18 protein-coding genes are annotated in these 14,374 nt (G+C 70.2%); 12 read left to right on the top strand and 6 right to left on the bottom strand.

Annotation, left to right across the window (positions count from 1 at the left end; translation table 11 throughout):
• Positions 1–106: 106 nt before the first annotated feature.
• On the bottom strand, positions 107–775 hold the full coding sequence (locus tag G472_RS37175; protein ID WP_051340798.1) for an MlaA family lipoprotein: 669 nt from the start codon (positions 773–775) through the stop codon (positions 107–109).
• Positions 776–1,005: 230 nt separating this feature from the next.
• Here G472_RS37175 and G472_RS40580 point away from each other — a divergent pair, with 230 nt between their 5' ends.
• Entirely contained in the window at positions 1,006–1,308 is a 303-nt protein-coding gene (locus tag G472_RS40580) for a rubredoxin (RefSeq protein WP_035692385.1), read from the top strand.
• A gap of 120 nt (positions 1,309–1,428) precedes the next feature.
• Complete coding sequence (locus G472_RS0113940) at positions 1,429–1,926, top strand: glycine cleavage system transcriptional repressor (protein WP_051340799.1); 498 nt, start codon at positions 1,429–1,431, stop codon at positions 1,924–1,926.
• 10 nt (positions 1,927–1,936) lie between these two features.
• Here G472_RS0113940 and G472_RS0113945 read toward each other — a convergent pair whose 3' ends face one another.
• Positions 1,937–2,164, bottom strand: a complete 228-nt coding sequence (locus tag G472_RS0113945; RefSeq protein ID WP_029008903.1) for a hypothetical protein — start codon at positions 2,162–2,164, stop codon at positions 1,937–1,939.
• 76 nt (positions 2,165–2,240) lie between these two features.
• On the bottom strand, positions 2,241–2,450 hold the full coding sequence (locus G472_RS0113950; RefSeq protein WP_029008904.1) for a cold-shock protein: 210 nt from the start codon (positions 2,448–2,450) through the stop codon (positions 2,241–2,243).
• A 264-nt stretch (positions 2,451–2,714) separates the two neighbouring features.
• On the opposite strand from G472_RS0113950, the gene G472_RS0113955 reads away from it, so the two are divergent.
• Both G472_RS0113955 and G472_RS0113960 read left to right on the top strand, forming a co-directional pair.
• Positions 2,715–3,164: an Lrp/AsnC family transcriptional regulator gene (locus tag G472_RS0113955; RefSeq protein ID WP_029008905.1), complete on the top strand. Its 450-nt coding sequence runs from the start codon at positions 2,715–2,717 to the stop codon at positions 3,162–3,164.
• A gap of 5 nt (positions 3,165–3,169) precedes the next feature.
• Positions 3,170–3,811, top strand: coding sequence for a LysE/ArgO family amino acid transporter (locus tag G472_RS0113960; protein ID WP_029008906.1), 642 nt, complete (start codon positions 3,170–3,172; stop codon positions 3,809–3,811).
• 7 nt (positions 3,812–3,818) lie between these two features.
• Here G472_RS0113960 and G472_RS40585 read toward each other — a convergent pair whose 3' ends face one another.
• Both G472_RS40585 and G472_RS33120 read right to left on the bottom strand, forming a co-directional pair.
• The gene (locus G472_RS40585; RefSeq protein ID WP_281173338.1) at positions 3,819–3,941 is read right to left on the bottom strand and encodes a hypothetical protein; all 123 of its coding nucleotides are present in this window, start codon (positions 3,939–3,941) and stop codon (positions 3,819–3,821) included.
• 223 nt (positions 3,942–4,164) lie between these two features.
• A complete protein-coding gene (locus G472_RS33120) occupies positions 4,165–5,559 on the bottom strand; it encodes an amidase family protein (protein WP_084536638.1) in 1,395 nt (464 codons plus the stop codon).
• A gap of 216 nt (positions 5,560–5,775) precedes the next feature.
• On the opposite strand from G472_RS33120, the gene G472_RS0113975 reads away from it, so the two are divergent.
• The 7 genes from G472_RS0113975 (at position 5,776) to G472_RS33125 (ending at position 12,579) form a co-directional block, all read left to right on the top strand.
• Complete coding sequence (locus G472_RS0113975) at positions 5,776–6,471, top strand: DUF1989 domain-containing protein (protein ID WP_029008907.1); 696 nt, start codon at positions 5,776–5,778, stop codon at positions 6,469–6,471.
• 11 nt (positions 6,472–6,482) lie between these two features.
• Complete coding sequence (locus G472_RS0113980) at positions 6,483–7,358, top strand: polysaccharide deacetylase family protein (protein WP_035692386.1); 876 nt, start codon at positions 6,483–6,485, stop codon at positions 7,356–7,358.
• A gap of 200 nt (positions 7,359–7,558) precedes the next feature.
• Positions 7,559–8,701 (top strand): polyamine ABC transporter substrate-binding protein, encoded by a 1,143-nt coding sequence (locus G472_RS0113985; protein WP_035692388.1) that lies wholly within the window; start codon positions 7,559–7,561, stop codon positions 8,699–8,701.
• Between the two features lie 66 nt (positions 8,702–8,767).
• Positions 8,768–9,640, top strand: a complete 873-nt coding sequence (locus tag G472_RS0113990; RefSeq protein ID WP_051340800.1) for an ABC transporter permease — start codon at positions 8,768–8,770, stop codon at positions 9,638–9,640.
• Positions 9,637–10,425, top strand: coding sequence for an ABC transporter permease (locus G472_RS0113995; RefSeq protein ID WP_029008911.1), 789 nt, complete (start codon positions 9,637–9,639; stop codon positions 10,423–10,425). Before G472_RS0113990 ends, G472_RS0113995 begins: the two co-directional genes overlap by 4 nt.
• A gap of 20 nt (positions 10,426–10,445) precedes the next feature.
• Positions 10,446–11,567, top strand: a complete 1,122-nt coding sequence (locus tag G472_RS0114000) for an ABC transporter ATP-binding protein (RefSeq protein WP_029008912.1) — start codon at positions 10,446–10,448, stop codon at positions 11,565–11,567.
• Between the two features lie 76 nt (positions 11,568–11,643).
• Positions 11,644–12,579 carry a LysR substrate-binding domain-containing protein gene (locus G472_RS33125; protein ID WP_051340801.1) on the top strand — a complete coding sequence of 312 codons (936 nt, stop codon included), beginning with the start codon at positions 11,644–11,646 and terminating at the stop codon, positions 12,577–12,579.
• 2 nt (positions 12,580–12,581) lie between these two features.
• On the opposite strand, the gene G472_RS0114010 is transcribed toward G472_RS33125, so the two are convergent.
• A complete protein-coding gene (locus G472_RS0114010; protein ID WP_029008913.1) occupies positions 12,582–13,280 on the bottom strand; it encodes an FMN-dependent NADH-azoreductase in 699 nt (232 codons plus the stop codon).
• A 119-nt stretch (positions 13,281–13,399) separates the two neighbouring features.
• Here G472_RS0114010 and G472_RS33130 point away from each other — a divergent pair, with 119 nt between their 5' ends.
• Positions 13,400–14,356, top strand: a complete 957-nt coding sequence (locus G472_RS33130; RefSeq protein ID WP_084536639.1) for a LysR substrate-binding domain-containing protein — start codon at positions 13,400–13,402, stop codon at positions 14,354–14,356.
• The last annotated feature ends 18 nt before the right edge of the window (positions 14,357–14,374 follow it).

Here is a 14,374-nt window from a genome sequence, read left to right on the forward strand (position 1 = left end):
CCGGCAGATCCGTAGGATCTGTTGGAAGCCGTTGAACCCGACAGATGAAGGCCGCAGGCCTTCATTGAAAGGGGCATTCGGTTGAAGCCTTCAGGCGGAAACCGTATCACTCCACCGGGCACCCCGCCCGTTCCACATAGTTCATGAAAAGCCGGCGTTCGCGGTCGCCGAGGTCGGGGCCGGCCTCGGAGCCGGCCAGGCTCTCCAGGGCGGCGGCCGAGGCGACCAGGTCGAGGCCGACACTGGCCAGCGCCAGCTCCAGCGAGATGAAGCTCAGCGCGTAGGTGGAGCCGAGCATCACCGTCAGCGCGGCGGCGGTCACCGTCAGGGTGGACGGGCCGACACCGGGCACCACCAGATAGGGCCCGGCCGGAACCCCCAGCGCGCACACGCCTTCGGAGAAGTACCGCTTGTTCCGCGGCACGCCCATCGCATCGGCCACGTCGAAGGCGCCCAGCAGGCCGGCGGTGGAGTTGACGGTGAAGCGCAACAGCGAGCGGCCGGCGTTGGCCGCGTCGCCCGACAGACCCCAGCTCAGCGCGCTCACCGGTTCGGTGAGGTTGGCATGCAGGTTGCCCGCCACGGACCGGCCGACGGGCGGCAGGCTGCGCACCGCCTCCATCACCGGGGCGACGGCAAAGGTGCCGACCACGCGGTTGAAATCGTCCGCCCACACGTTGAAGCCGCGCAACGGGTCGGCGTCCTGCGCCGTCGCGGCGCCCGACGCCAGCCACATCATCCCGCCGAACACAACGCCGACCAGCGTGCGCCCCATCGTCGTTTCCCTTCCCCTTCATCCCGGATGATCGGTCGAATGCTGCGCCTGTGCCGCAGGCGTAGCAAGCGGCACGTATTCGCACCGGCCATGTGAATATTCCATGAATATGTCGTGACAGTTCACGATTATCCGCCGCGACAACAGGAAGCATCCGTTGCCGTCGCCCGCTGATGCCGCTGCCGCTATACTGCGGGCGTTCGGCACTTGCGACGGATGGAGACGTCCCCATGGCGACCATCGCCACCGGACCGCGGCCGGGACGGCGCGCGATCCTGCGCATCGCCCTCGGCCTGGTGGCCGCCGGCATCCTCGCCCCTCTTGCCCGGAGCGCCGCAGCCGCCGCCGACCCGCGGCTGAAGGAGCTCTGGCGCTGCCGGTCCGGCGAATGCCCCGGCTACACCTACGACCCCATGGAGGGGGATCCCGACAGCGGCGTCCCGCCGGGAACCGCCTTCCAGGACCTGCCCGACGACTGGTACTGCCCGCGCTGCGGCGCCGGCAAGGACGAGTTCAGCCGGTTGGGCGCCTGAACGCCCATCCCGGTCACGATTTAGAGGGGGTTGGCCACCGGCCCCGGCCGGCGTACCTTCCCCCTTTGAACGAACAGGCTGAGGGAGGCGGGTGTGGGAACGCTGGCGCAGGTGTCTACGATGGGACCCGACCGGGTCGGGCTGGTGTCGGCGATCACGGGAACGCTGTTCGACAACGGCGTCAACCTGCGCGACGCGTCGTTCACGGTGCTGGGTCGCGGGGCGGAGTTCACGGCGGTGTGCGAACTGCCCGGCACCCTCGACCTGGCGGCCTTGCAGGAGGACCTGGCAGACCTGCCGGAACTGGCGGACGCGCAGGTGCGGGTCACCGCCTTCGCCTTCGATCCGGCCCCCGGGCCGCTGGGCCGCGTCACCCACCGGGTGGAGGTCAGCGGCGGCGACCAGCCCGGCCTGATCGCGCGCATGTCGGAGATCTTCACCCAGTTCGACGCCAACATCGTGCGCCTGGACGCCCAGACGCTGCCGGAGCCCGACGGGGAGCGCTATGCCATCCGCTTCGCCGTGTCGATCCCCGAGGAACGCCGCACCCCCTGCCTGGCCGCCGTGTCCAACACCGCCGAAAGCCTGGGCCTGACCTGCCGCACTGAAGAGCTGTAGGGGCGGAGGCCTACTGCCCCGGAGACCGCGTGATCGACTTGATGGGGCCGCGGGGGTTGCCGGACATTTCGGCGACCTTGCGGTCCTGCTCCTCGATGAAGGCGCGGGCCGGCGCGTCGCCGTCAAGGCCGCCGAGTTCGCCGGCGGGCACCCGGCGGTTGGAACTGCGCGCCCCGTCCTCATAGATGACGTCGAACAGAATGAAGGCAGGCGCCGCCGCCGGTTTCTTGCGAGCCATCGGAATCTCCCTTTAAAACAACAGCAAAAGGGCACCAGTTTCCTGGTGCCCTCCCAAAATCCGGAAGTTCGGTCGATCAGACCGCCTTCAGATTCTCCGCCGAAGTCTTGCCGCGACGGGGGTCGCGCTGCTCTTCGTAGGAAATCTTCTGGCCTTCGTTGAGACCGTGCAGACCGGCGCGCTCCACCGCGGAGATGTGGACGAAGACGTCCGGGCCGCCGCTCTCCGGCTGAATGAAGCCATAACCCTTGGTGCTGTTGAACCACTTCACGGTGCCGACGGGCATCGTATCCCTCCATGTTGCGGGTTGCGCCGGCCGCCGGCCGACACGAAGACTGTGTCCAGGAGTAGCGTCGATCTGGGCACCCCAAGAGGGAGCAGGCCGGCAATCCGAATCACAACGTCCGTCAGAACATGGGTCGCCCCCCCGCCATTGCAAGACGGATTTTTTGCCGCAGCGCCCGGGATTTTTAGCCCCGCTCGGGCGAAGCGCGGAAGAATTCAGGATAAAATCCTTGTAACCGTCCATTGATCGGCATATTTTGCGGCCATGGACGACATTGACAGAAAAATCGCCGATATCGCTCAGAGGGACGGCCGCGCCTCGTACGCCGAGATCGGAGCGACCGTGGGCTTGTCGGTGTCGGCGGTGAACGAGCGGTTGAAGAAGCTGCAGGCGGCCGGCGTGATCACCGGATGGGGTGCCCGGGTGGCGCCGGGGGCGCTGGGCCTGGACGTGCTGGCCTTCGTCCAGGTGCTGCTGGAGCGGCCGGAGCACGACGCCCCCTTCCGGGCGGCGATGATGGCGGCCCCGGCGGTGCAGGAGTGCCATCACGTGACCGGGGAATGGTCGTACCTGCTGAAGGTGCGCGTCGCCGGCACCGCCGACCTCGAACGCTTTCTGGCCAACACCCTGAAGGCGCAACCCGGCGTCGTCCGGTCCCACACGGTGATCGCCCTGTCGTCGCCCAAGGAAACCCCGATCCTGCCGGTGGAGTAGAGATCATGGACATCGTCGCCCCGCTGGTGAAGGGGCTGGTCATCGGCCTGTCGATCGCCGCACCCGTCGGCCCGATCGGCCTGCTGTGCATCCGCCGCACGCTCGCCGACGGGCCGGTGCACGGCCTCGCCACCGGCCTGGGCGCCGCCAGCGCCGACGCGGTCTACGGCGCCATCGCCGGCTTCGGCCTGTCCGCCGTGTCCGACTGGCTGATCGGGCGGGAGGGCGGCTTGCGCCTGTTCGGCGGGTTGATGCTGCTGTGGATGGGCATAGCCACCCTGCGCGCCCGCCCCGCCCCGGCGGCGGCGGGTCCTGCGGTGGCGCGGGCGGTGGGCGACACCGGCGGCCTGCTGCGCGCCTATGGGAGCACGTTCATGCTGACGCTGGCCAACCCGGCAACGATCCTCAGTTTCGTGGCGGTGTTCGGGGCGCTGGGGCTGGCCGGCCCGGCGGGGGCGACGCACCTGGCGGTGGCGCTGGTGACGGGGGTGTTCCTCGGATCGGCCCTGTGGTGGCTGGGCCTCAGCACCGGGGTTGGTGCTGTGCGCCATCGCGTGACGCCGGCGGCCATGGTGTGGATCAACCGCGCCTCGGGCGCGGTGCTGGCGGGGTTCGGCCTGACGGCCCTGGCAAGCCTGCTCGCCTGACCCCCGCTCAGAGCAGGGCCAGCGTCACCGGTCCGCCCAGCGCGGCGGACGCGGCGAACAGCAGCATCACGGCCACCACCCGCTCGACCCGCGACCAGCGCTTCCAGTCTTTCTTCAGGCTGGTCTTCAAGCTCGTCAGTTCCCGGTCCATAGCCGGCCTCCACGACGAAGGAAAGTCAACACCTGCGACGATATTGCGCGTTGACCAGTTGATGACGGGTTAACGCGGCACCGGGACTGCCCGGCCTACCCCTTTTTCGTGATACTACCCTTGCTCCCGCGCTTCGCCGTTGATACGGATCAAATGTCAGACGTTTTTACTCCCTTTTGATTTCTTTTCGTCGCCGGGTGTGTCATCGGAACCATCCCGTTCCCGGCATCGCGCCCGCCCGCTCCAGGGCACGGATGGCGGCGAGCAGCCGCTCGTCATCGCCGGCGGGGGCGGACAGCAGCAGGCTGGTGGGCAGGCCGTCTGCGTCGGTTCCCGTCGGCAGCGCCACACCCGGAAGGTCGAGGTAGCTGCCGATCATGGTGTTGCGCAGGGTCAGCGCGTTGACCCGGGCGAACGCCTCCGCGTCCCGTTCCAGCGGTGCCCGCGGCGGAGCCGTGTGGACAACCGTCGCGCAGGCCAGCATCGCGCTGTCCAGATCCGCTGCCAGATGCCGGATCAACCCCTCCCGCTCCGTCAACAGATGGACGTAGGAGTCGGCCGGGATGTCCGCGCCGGCGTCCAGCCGCGCCCGGATGCGCGGATCGAGCCGTCCGGCATCCGGACCATCGAGGATGGCTCGGTGCAGCCGGTACGCCTCGGCGGCGACGATGGTCCCGTGCTCCCGCATGAGGGTGTGCGCCGTCTCGACGGCCGCCACCCGGCGCCGCACGATCCGGTGACCGGCCCGTTCCATGCGCCGGAGCGCCGCTTCCAGGTTCGCGGCGACTGCCGGCGCCATGCCGTCGGTCATGATGCCCTCCGGCACCACTACGTCGGGGCGGCCGGTGCCGGCGCCGGTCTCCCGGACGCCGCCGTACAACGCATGGTCCAGTGCGATGATGTCCGCAACACTTCGGGCGATGGTGCCGACGCGGTCGAGCGTGCGTGACAGCGGGAACACGCCACCCCCCGGATAGCGGCCGCGGGACGGGCGGAACCCGATCAGGCCGTTGAAGGCGGCGGGGACGCGAACCGATCCGGACGTGTCGGTGCCGACCGCACAGGGTACGACCCCGGCGGCGACGGACACCGCCGCACCCGACGACGAACCGCCGGGCGCCACCGGCGTGCCACGGGCGTGCGGGTTCGGCGGCGTCCCGAAATGCGGGTTGAGGCCGAGGCCGGAGAAGGCGAACTCGCTGAGGTTGGTCTTGCCGATGCACACCGTCCCGGCCGCGTCGAGCCGCACGACGCAGTCGCTGTCGCGGTCCGCCGGCGCCGCCCCGGCGCGCAGCGCCGCGCCGGCCGTGGTGACCGTCCCGGCGACGTCGAAGAGGTCCTTCCACGACACGGGAATGCCGTCGAGCGGACCGCGCGGCCGGCCGTCGCGGTACCGCCGGGCGCTGTCGCGCGCCGCGGTCAGGGCGCGTTCCGGGGTCAGGGTGATGAAGGTTGCGGCGAGCGCCGGCTCGGCCGCCCGCGCCAGGGCGGCTTCGGTCACCACGACCGGATCGAGCCCGGAGCCCGGATCACGGTAGGCGCATAGAAGGTCGCGGATGCCGGCCGGACCGGTGCCGTCGGGGCATGTCGGGGCCATGGGGCTCCTCCGGTGTGCGCGGTGTCGCCCACCTCATCGCCGCCGGGTCCGGTGAGCGCAATGGAGAAAAGGTCAACCGGCCTTGAGCGGCGCCCCCTCAACCCGGTTGCGAAAATTCTCAATTGTCCGCCGGGGCTCGGCGGAGCGACCGTTCGCCGGACAAGGTGCGGGACCCGCCCGACCACGGCGCCCGCGAGACGGACGGGAGGAAAGATCATGCACGGAACGGCACAATCCGGCCGCGGATACGGCAATGAGCCCGACGGGCTGAACGACACGATCACGTCGGCCATCGCGCCGGCCGGGATTCCGCAACCCGGCCACCGCTATCGTCTGCCGGCCCGTCAGGGCCGTGCGGTGCGGCTGGCGGCCGGACAGGTGCTGCGCCTCATCAACACTGCGGGAACGCAGGTGTGCGATCTCTGGGCCTTCAACGCCGACGACGACACGGAACACCTGTCGATGGAGCACCTGCGCACCGCACTCGGGCGCATCACCGTGCGGGAGGGTGACCGCCTGGTCACCAACCGGCGGCGGCCGATCCTGACGGTGGTGCGCGACACCTCGCCCGGCGTGCACGACACGCTGATCGCCGCCTGCGACCTGCACCGCTACCGCCAACTCGGCGTGGCGGGGTACCACGACAACTGCACGGACAATCTGCGCATGGCGATGATCGCCATCGGCACCCCGGTGCGCACGGTGCCCGCCCCGCTGAACGTCTGGATGAACACGCCCGTCCGGGCGGACGGCGGGATCGCGTGGCTGCCGACGGTCGCGCGGCCGGGCGACGTGTTCGAACTGCGCGCGGACATGGCGTGCACGGTGGCGATGTCCGCCTGCCCGCAGGACATCGTGCCCATCAATGGCGAGGGCCTCACCCCCGCCGACCTGAACTTCGAAGTCGTCTGAGGGAGGTCGGGATGAAGGAGATCCTGGTTTCCTATGGCATCGACCTCGACGCGGTGGCGGGCTGGCTCGGCTCCTACGGCGGGGAGAATTCGCCGCGCGACATCTCGCGCGGGCTGTTCGCCGGACAGGTCGGCGTGCCGCGGCTGCTGGAGCTGCTGCGGCGGCACGACATCCGCGCCACCTGGTTCATCCCCGGCCATTCCATCGAGACCTTCCCCGATCAGGTCCGCGCCGTCGCCGACGCCGGGCACGAGATCGGCCTGCACGGCTACTCCCACGAGAACCCGCTCTCCATGAGCCGCCGGCAGGAGGCGGACGTGCTCGACCGGTCCATCGACCTGGTCACCGCCCTCTCCGGCCGGCACCCGCGCGGCTACGTCGCTCCGTGGTGGGAGATGAGCGAGAACAGCGTGGACCTGCTGCTGGAGCGGGGCATCCGCTACGACCACAGCCTGATGGAGCACGACTGCCGGCCGTACTATCTGCGCACCGGCGACCGCTGGACGCGGATCGACTACTCCGGGCCGGCGGCGGACTGGATGACGCCGCTGGTGCGCGGCCGCGAGACCGGATTGATCGAGATCCCGGCGAACTGGCACCTGGACGACATGACGCCGCTGATGTTCATCCCCGCCATGGCGAACAGCCAGGGCTACGCCAGCGCCCGCCAGGTGGAGGAGATCTGGCGCGACCATTTCGACTGGATCTACCGGGAGCACGACTACGCCGTCTTTCCCATGACCATCCATCCCGACGTCTCCGGTCGGCCGCACGCGCTGCTGATGCACGAGCGGCTGATCGCGCACATGACGGCGCACGACGGGGTGCGGTTTGTCACCATGGAGGAGATCGCCGAGGACTTCGCCCGCCGCAGCCCGCGCGCCTGACCCCCGCCCGCACCGCGACGCCCGGCACCCCTTCCCGCGGGAGGGGCGCCGGGCAATCGCGCGCGTGTATTCGCCAAATCACCCTGATGAAAATCTCAAGCCGGCTTGAGAACCGGTCAATTGTTCGCATGATCAACCAGCGACATCCTGCCGGTGCGTCCCCGGCGGGACGCCGACAACGATCAGGGGAGGAGACGACGATGGGCGCGCAAGACAACCGGCAACCGGGCGGCATCAGCCGCCGCACGGTCCTCGGGGCGGGCGGAGCCGTGGCGGGCCTGGCGGCGCTGGGACCGTCGATGCCGCGGATCGCCGGCGCGAAGGAGCCGACCGAGCTGACCATGCTCGCCTGGTACGGACACGGCGAGCCGGACGCCGTGGCGGAGTTCGAGCGGACTTTCAACGTGAAGATCCGGCCGAAATATTACGTGGGCGGCGACCAGATGCTGGCCCTGATGGCGCAATCACCACCCGGCACCTACGACATCATCCACGCCGACGCCGAATACGTGGCGCAGCTCAAGGAGGCGGGCTTCCTGGAGCGCCTCGATCCCGCCGACTACCCGTTCGATGACTTCTGGCCGGAACTCCGGCGGTTCGACGGGCACTGGTTCGACGGCGAACTGTACGCGGTGATGACGCGATTCGGTTTCCTCGGCGTCTCGCACAACACCGACGCCGTATCGGAAAAGGAGGCGCGCAGCTACCGCGTTCTGTGGGACGCCGGCGTAAAGGGCCGTGTCGGTCATCTCGACTGGCATCTGCCGAACATCGCGTGCATGAGCCTGTACAACGGCAACACCGCGCCGTTCGACCTGACCGACGCGGCATGGGCGGAGACGAAGACGACCCTGCTGTCCCTGAAGCCGCAGATCCGCGGCATCTATGATTACGGCGGGCTGCTGTCGGCGCTGAAGACCGGCGAGGTGGCGGTGGTGCCCGGCATCGGCGACTGGATCACCGGCGTGCTCGCCCGCGACGGTGCCCGCGTCACCACCACCATCCCCGAGGAAGGCGGGTTGCAGTTCACCGAATCCTTCTCCATCGGCCGCGGCAGCCGGCGCGCCGAGCTTGCCCGGGAGTTCATCCGGTACGCGCTGTCGCCGGAGGGGCAGGTGCGCCAGGCCATGCTGAAAGCGTACCCCGCGCTGATCCCCAGCCGGAGCGGCTGGAAGCGTCTCAACGACCTTCACCCGGACGAGGCGAAGCGTCAGCGCATGGCGCTGAACGGCCCGAATGCGCTGGACGACATCCGCCGGGGCCGCATCCACGTCCGCCGCCTGCCCGTCCGGCAGTCGCTGGAGGACTGGAACGACCTCTGGTCCCGCTACAAGAACGCCTGATCCGCACAACCCGGCGGACGGCGCGAACACGGCTGCCGTCCGCCCGTCATCCGACCGGGACACACCATGACCAAAGGACCCCTTGCCCTGCCCGTCCGGCTGCGGCGGGCGCTCTACGGTGCGCTGTGGGCGGCGCCGATGCCGGCGTGGCAGCTCGTCTTCTTCGCCGCCCCCTTCGCCCTCCTGACGGCGCTGTCGTTCTGGAGCGTGCGGAACTTCCGCCTGGTGCCGGACGTGAGCACGGCCGCCTGGGACTGGTTGCTGACCACCGACTATGTTCGGGACACGCTGCTGCGCACGCTGGCCTATGCGGGTGGGGCGGCGGTGCTGGTGACGCTGCTGGCGTTCCCGGCGGCGCTCGCCATCGCCTTCGTGCTGCGTCCGCGGGCCCGGGCGGCCGTTCTGGCGCTGCTGGTGGTGCCCTTCTTCACCAGCTATCTGGTGCGCGTCTATTCCTGGCAGACCTTCCTGGCCGACAACGGCATCGTGAACGCCGTGCTGCGCCCGCTGGGGCTCGAGGTGGCGGGGATGCTGAACTCGCCCTTCGCCATGATGGTCGGCTACGCCACCCTGTGCCTGCCGCTGGTGGTGATCCTCCAGTCCATGTCGCTGCTCGCCATCGACCGGACGCTGATCCACGCCGCCCACAACCTGCGCTGCGGGCCGCTGCGCACCGTCGGCGCAGTGATCGTGCCGGCGGCGCGTCCGGGCATCGTGGTGGGTGCCGTCTTCGCCTTCATCCTGTGCTTCGGCGACTTCGTCACGCCCCTCTACCTCGGCGGCGGCAAGCACCCGACGCTGGCGATCCTCATCGCCGACACCGTCAAGGCCGGACAGCAGTGGCCACGCGCCGCCGTGGTGGCACTGGTGATGATGGCCGTCCTGCTGACCACGGCGCTGGCCGCGCTGTCCTTCGCCTACCGCCGGAGGGGATCATGATCGCCAACCGTTTCGTTCGCCGGGCGTTGCTGGCCTACCTGGGCCTGGTGCTGCTGTTCGCCTTCGCGCCGATCGCCGCCGGTTTCGTATTCTCCGTCAATTCCGACCGCTTCCCGTCGCTGCCGCTGGGCTCCTTCACGCTCGACTGGTACCGGGCGGTGTTCGAAGACGCGCTGGTGGTCGAGAGTTTTCGCAACTCTCTGCTGGTCGGTCTCGCCGCAGCGCCGCTGGCCACCCTGATCGGCTTCGCCGCGGCCTATGCCGACTACCGTTTCCGCTTCTTCGGCCAGCGGGCGGTGCTGGTGCTGGGCCTGCTGCCGCCGACCATCCCGGTGGTCATCCTCGGCGTGGCGATGCTGGCCTTCCTGGCGCGCCTCGGCCTGGCCGGCACGCTGACCGCGGTGATCGTCTGCCACGTGGTGGTGTGCGCGCCCTTCGCCATGGCGGTGGCCCGCCTGCGCTTCGCGCAGATCGACCCCGACCTGGAGATCGCCGCGCAGAACCTCGGTGCCAGCGACTGGCGCGCCTTCGCCGCGGTGATCGTGCCCATGGCGTGGCCCGCCCTGATGGCCGCCATGTTCCTGTCCCTGGCCGTGTCCTTCGACGAATACATGATCGCGTGGTTCGTCGGCGGCCTGAACGAGACGGTGCCGGTCCGGGTTCTGGGCTTCCTCCAGGGACAGGTCAGCCCGCGCATCCACGCCATCGGCGCCGTCAGCTTCCTCGTTTCCATCCTGCTCGTCGCGCTGGCGCAGATGCTGACCAGCCGCATGACCCGCCACTGACCGATCGGGGAGACACGATCATGGACACCAAGCCGCTCGTCGAACTGGACGGGGTGAGCAAGCGCTATGGCGCCGTCGCGGCCGTGGACGGCCTGGACCTGACCATCGACGCCGGGGAATTCGTCGCCATCATGGGGCCGTCCGGCTGCGGCAAGACGACCACCATCAAGATGCTGGCCGGCCTCGAAACGCCGAGCGCGGGGGAGATCCGCCTGGCCGGCCGCCGCGTCAACGACCTGCCGGTGTGGGAGCGCGACACGCCCCTGGTCTGGCAGTCGCTGGCCCTGTTCCCGTTCCTGACCGTGCTGGAGAACGTGGAGTTCGGCCTGAGGATGCGCGGCGTCGATCGCACCGGGCGCCGCCGCCGGGCGCTGTCCTGGCTGGACCGGCTGGGCCTGGCGGAGTTCGCCGGACGCAACGTCGCCGACCTGTCGGGGGGCCAGCGGCAGCGCGTGGCGCTCGCCCGTTCGCTGGTGACCGAGCCGCCGGTGCTGCTGCTGGACGAGCCGCTGAGCGCCCTGGACGCCCACCTGTCGGTGCGCATGCAGGCCGAACTGAAGCGCTTGCAGCGCGAGATCGGCATCACCTTCGTCTACATCACGCACAGCCACTCCGAAGCTTTCACCATGGCCGACCGGGTGGTCATCATGAACAAGGGCCGGGTGGAACAGATCGGGGCGCCCAAGGACATCTTCCTGCGGCCGGCCAGCCGCTTCGTCGCCCGCTTCCTCGGCGGCAACAACCTGTTCGCCGGCCGGGTGGCCCGCATGGAACGCGACGGCGCGGTGGTGACCACCGCCGACGGCAGCTTCCGCGTGGCGCGCGCCGCCGCCGCCGGTGTCCGGGTCGGCGACGCCGTGGACCTCAACGTCCGCTCCGACCGCATCTCGCTGACCCAGCAGACGGGATGGTCGGGCAACGAGGTCCATTGCCGGCTGGTCAGCGAGGAGTTCGTCGGCGCGCTCGTCAACCTGCACCTGGAGACGGCGGCGGGGACCGAGATCGTGGCGCAGCTCCAGCAGCGCGACCTGGAGATGCTGGACCTCTCCCCCGGCACCGGCTTCGTGGCGTCCTGGCATCCCGAGGACGGCCACCTGATCGTGCCCGAGGCGCCGCAGCCCCTCGCCCTCGCGGCGGAGTGAGGGCATCGGAAAGTGCTTTCCACACCAATGAAATCGGCGTTCCATAGCGGCGAGGCCCGCCACGGGGAGGAGGGGGATGAGGAAGCTGCCGCCGCTGAACGCCATCCGCGCCTTCGAGGCCGCGGCACGCCATCTCAGCTTCACGCTGGCGGCGAACGAGCTGAACGTGACCATCACCGCGGTCAGCCACCAGATCCGCCACCTGGAAGCGACCCTCGGCATGAAGCTGTTCGAGCGCAACGGCGGCTCCGTCACCCTGTCGGCGGTGGGCGAGCGGCTGTTCCCGGCGGTGCGCGACGGCTTCGACCGGCTGGCGGAGGCGTTCGAGGAGATCAACGACCGCCGCTCCGCCTCCACCGTCGCGGTGACCACCACGCGCGCCTTTGCGGATCGCTGGCTGCTGCCGCGCCTGGCGGGGTTTCAGCGTCTGCACCCGGACGTCACGGTGGACGTCGATGCCTGCGAGGACATTGTCGACCTGCGCAGCGAGGGCGTCGACCTCGCCATCCGCTATGGCCGGATGGCCGCGGACGGCGACGGTGCGGAGGCGCTGATCGAAGACCGCTACGGGGTCGTGGTGTCGTCGCTGGCCTGGACCGAGGAGCGGGACCCGACGGCGCAGGATGTGTCCCGCTTCCGGCTGCTCGGCTACCGCTGGCGCAACCGGACGCTCGGCGGGCCGGACTGGCCCGCCTGGCTGCACCTCAGCGGGCTGGGCGACGCGGCCGGCCACCGGATCAACTGGTTCAGCGAGGAGACGCTGGCCATCCGGGCCATGGAGCACGGACACGGCATGCTCCTGTGCAGCATGGTGCTGGTCGCCGACACGCTGCGCGCCGGGCAGGTCCGCCGCATCGCCGAGCCGACGCTGCCCGGTTTCGCCTTCCGGCTGGTGTCGGGGCCGCTGGCCCGCCGCAAGAAGGCGGTGCAGGCCTTCTCCGCCTGGCTGCGGGCGGAGGCCGAGGCAGAGAAGGCCGGCGCCATGGCACCGGCCGCGCCGCCGGTCGGCTGAGGTCAGGCGGCCGCGCCGCGTCGGGCGTCGGTGCCGGCGACCAGCCGGTCCACCAGCCGGTCCACCGCCGTTTCCGCGTCGGCGATCGAGCGGGCAAGACGGTCGTCGGCGAACTCGTCGTATTCGATGGCGACCTCGTGCACGTCGGTGATGCCGATGTAGCCGAAGGCGGTGCGCAGGTGCGGCTCCACATGGTTCATGGCGGCGATCCGCCCGCCCGTCCCGTAGCCGTAGTCGCCGCGCGACCCCAGCAGCACCAACGTCTTGCCGTACGGCGTCAGGAGCGGCCAGTAGGGCTCGCCCTCCCGCGCCCGGTCGAAGCCGAAGGTGCGGCCGACGCGCACGATGTTGTCGACATAGGCCTTCATCTGCGCGGGCATGCCGAAATTGTACATGGGCACGCCGGCGACGATCAGATCGGCGGCGAGCAGCTCGTCCACCAGCTCGTCGCTGACGCGCAGCGTCTCGCGCATGGCATCGGTGCGCGCCGCGGGCCTGGTGAAGGCGGCGTGGATCCAGTCGCCGGTCACCGGCGGCGGAGGGGCGAAGCCGACGTCGCGGCGCAGCACCGTGTCGTGCGGCCGCAGGGCGCACCAGCGCGCGACAAAGCGGGCGCTGAGGCGGCGGGTATGGGAGCCGTGGGGGTCGGTGCCGGAACGCCCGGCGCGAGCGCTGGAGTCGATGTGCAGGACGGTCGTCATGACGCGGGTGTCTCCCGGTTGGAGGCTGGTGTCGACACCGAGAGTCACCGTAACCGGTGCTTGCGACAAACTCGAACTCCTCAGCCTGCGGATGAACGGAATTCAGCCATGGAGGGGGCATGAGACGCCTGCCGCCGCTCGCCAGCCTGCGCGCCTTCGAAGCCGCGGCGCGGCACATGAGCTTCCGGCGCGCCGCCGAAGAACTGGGGGTGACGCCGACCGCCATCAGCCACCAGATCAAGCTGCTTGAGGCCACGCTGGGCGTGCGCCTGTTCGAACGGCTTCCGCGCCGACTGGTCATCACCGCCGCGGGGCTGGCGCTCCACCCCGGCCTGCGGGAGGGCTTCGAGGCGTTCGAGAAGGCGGTGCGCACCGCGACGGCGGCCCGTGGACGCCGCACCGTCACCCTGTCGGCCACCACCGCGTTCACGGCCATGCGGCTGGTGCCGATGGTGGCGGCGTTCCGCGCGATGCATCCGGACATCGACCTGCGGCTGCACGCCTGCGACGCGCCCGCAGACCTGCGCGGCGGCACCGCCGACATCGCCGTGCGCTACGGGCGGGGGCCCTATCCGGGGCTGCACAGCGAGATCCTGGCAGCCGATCGCTTCGCGCCGGTGTGCAGCCCCCGCCTCGGCATCCGCTCGGCGGAGGACCTGGCGCGGGCCACGCTGATCCATTTCGAGTGGCGGCATGTGGAGCCGGAGACTCCGGTCTGGCGCCGCTGGCTCGATCACGCCGCGATCGGCCGCACCGTCGACCCCGACGGCGGGCTGGTGTTCAGCGACGAGGGGCACGCCATCCAGGCCGCCGTCGCCGGCCACGGCGTGGCGCTGCTCAGTCTCGTGCTGGTCGCCGGCGACCTGGCGAACGGCGCGCTGGTTCAGCCGTTCGGCCCGGTGCTCGGCGGGTACACCTACCACCTCGTCCATCCCGTGGACCCGGCGGACGGCGACGCCGTCGCGGCGGTGCGGGACTGGTTGAGGACCGTCGTTCCGGACACCCCCGCCCCATCCCCACAGGCGTTAGCACGGAAAATCACCCCTTCCGCCGCCGCCGCGCGGGCCCCAGAATAGGGAGGAGTTGAACGGGTT

The organism is Azospirillum halopraeferens DSM 3675, assembly GCF_000429625.1.
Classification (GTDB): domain Bacteria; phylum Pseudomonadota; class Alphaproteobacteria; order Azospirillales; family Azospirillaceae; genus Azospirillum; species Azospirillum halopraeferens.

Excerpts from the sequence above, each read along its gene's own strand:
- G472_RS37175 (WP_051340798.1), bottom strand. The coding sequence starts at position 775 with ATGGGGCGCACGCTGGTCGGCGTTGTGTTCGGCGGGATGATGTGGCTG.
- G472_RS40580 (WP_035692385.1), top strand. The coding sequence starts at position 1,006 with ATGGCGACCATCGCCACCGGACCGCGGCCGGGACGGCGCGCGATCCTG.
- G472_RS0113940 (WP_051340799.1), top strand. The coding sequence starts at position 1,429 with ATGGGACCCGACCGGGTCGGGCTGGTGTCGGCGATCACGGGAACGCTG.
- G472_RS0113945 (WP_029008903.1), bottom strand. The coding sequence starts at position 2,164 with ATGGCTCGCAAGAAACCGGCGGCGGCGCCTGCCTTCATTCTGTTCGAC.
- G472_RS0113950 (WP_029008904.1), bottom strand. The coding sequence starts at position 2,450 with ATGCCCGTCGGCACCGTGAAGTGGTTCAACAGCACCAAGGGTTATGGC.
- G472_RS0113955 (WP_029008905.1), top strand. The coding sequence starts at position 2,715 with ATGGACGACATTGACAGAAAAATCGCCGATATCGCTCAGAGGGACGGC.
- G472_RS0113960 (WP_029008906.1), top strand. The coding sequence starts at position 3,170 with ATGGACATCGTCGCCCCGCTGGTGAAGGGGCTGGTCATCGGCCTGTCG.
- G472_RS33120 (WP_084536638.1), bottom strand. The coding sequence starts at position 5,559 with ATGGCCCCGACATGCCCCGACGGCACCGGTCCGGCCGGCATCCGCGAC.
- G472_RS0113975 (WP_029008907.1), top strand. The coding sequence starts at position 5,776 with ATGCACGGAACGGCACAATCCGGCCGCGGATACGGCAATGAGCCCGAC.
- G472_RS0113980 (WP_035692386.1), top strand. The coding sequence starts at position 6,483 with ATGAAGGAGATCCTGGTTTCCTATGGCATCGACCTCGACGCGGTGGCG.
- G472_RS0113985 (WP_035692388.1), top strand. The coding sequence starts at position 7,559 with ATGGGCGCGCAAGACAACCGGCAACCGGGCGGCATCAGCCGCCGCACG.
- G472_RS0113990 (WP_051340800.1), top strand. The coding sequence starts at position 8,768 with ATGACCAAAGGACCCCTTGCCCTGCCCGTCCGGCTGCGGCGGGCGCTC.
- G472_RS0113995 (WP_029008911.1), top strand. The coding sequence starts at position 9,637 with ATGATCGCCAACCGTTTCGTTCGCCGGGCGTTGCTGGCCTACCTGGGC.
- G472_RS0114000 (WP_029008912.1), top strand. The coding sequence starts at position 10,446 with ATGGACACCAAGCCGCTCGTCGAACTGGACGGGGTGAGCAAGCGCTAT.
- G472_RS33125 (WP_051340801.1), top strand. The coding sequence starts at position 11,644 with ATGAGGAAGCTGCCGCCGCTGAACGCCATCCGCGCCTTCGAGGCCGCG.
- G472_RS0114010 (WP_029008913.1), bottom strand. The coding sequence starts at position 13,280 with ATGACGACCGTCCTGCACATCGACTCCAGCGCTCGCGCCGGGCGTTCC.
- G472_RS33130 (WP_084536639.1), top strand. The coding sequence starts at position 13,400 with ATGAGACGCCTGCCGCCGCTCGCCAGCCTGCGCGCCTTCGAAGCCGCG.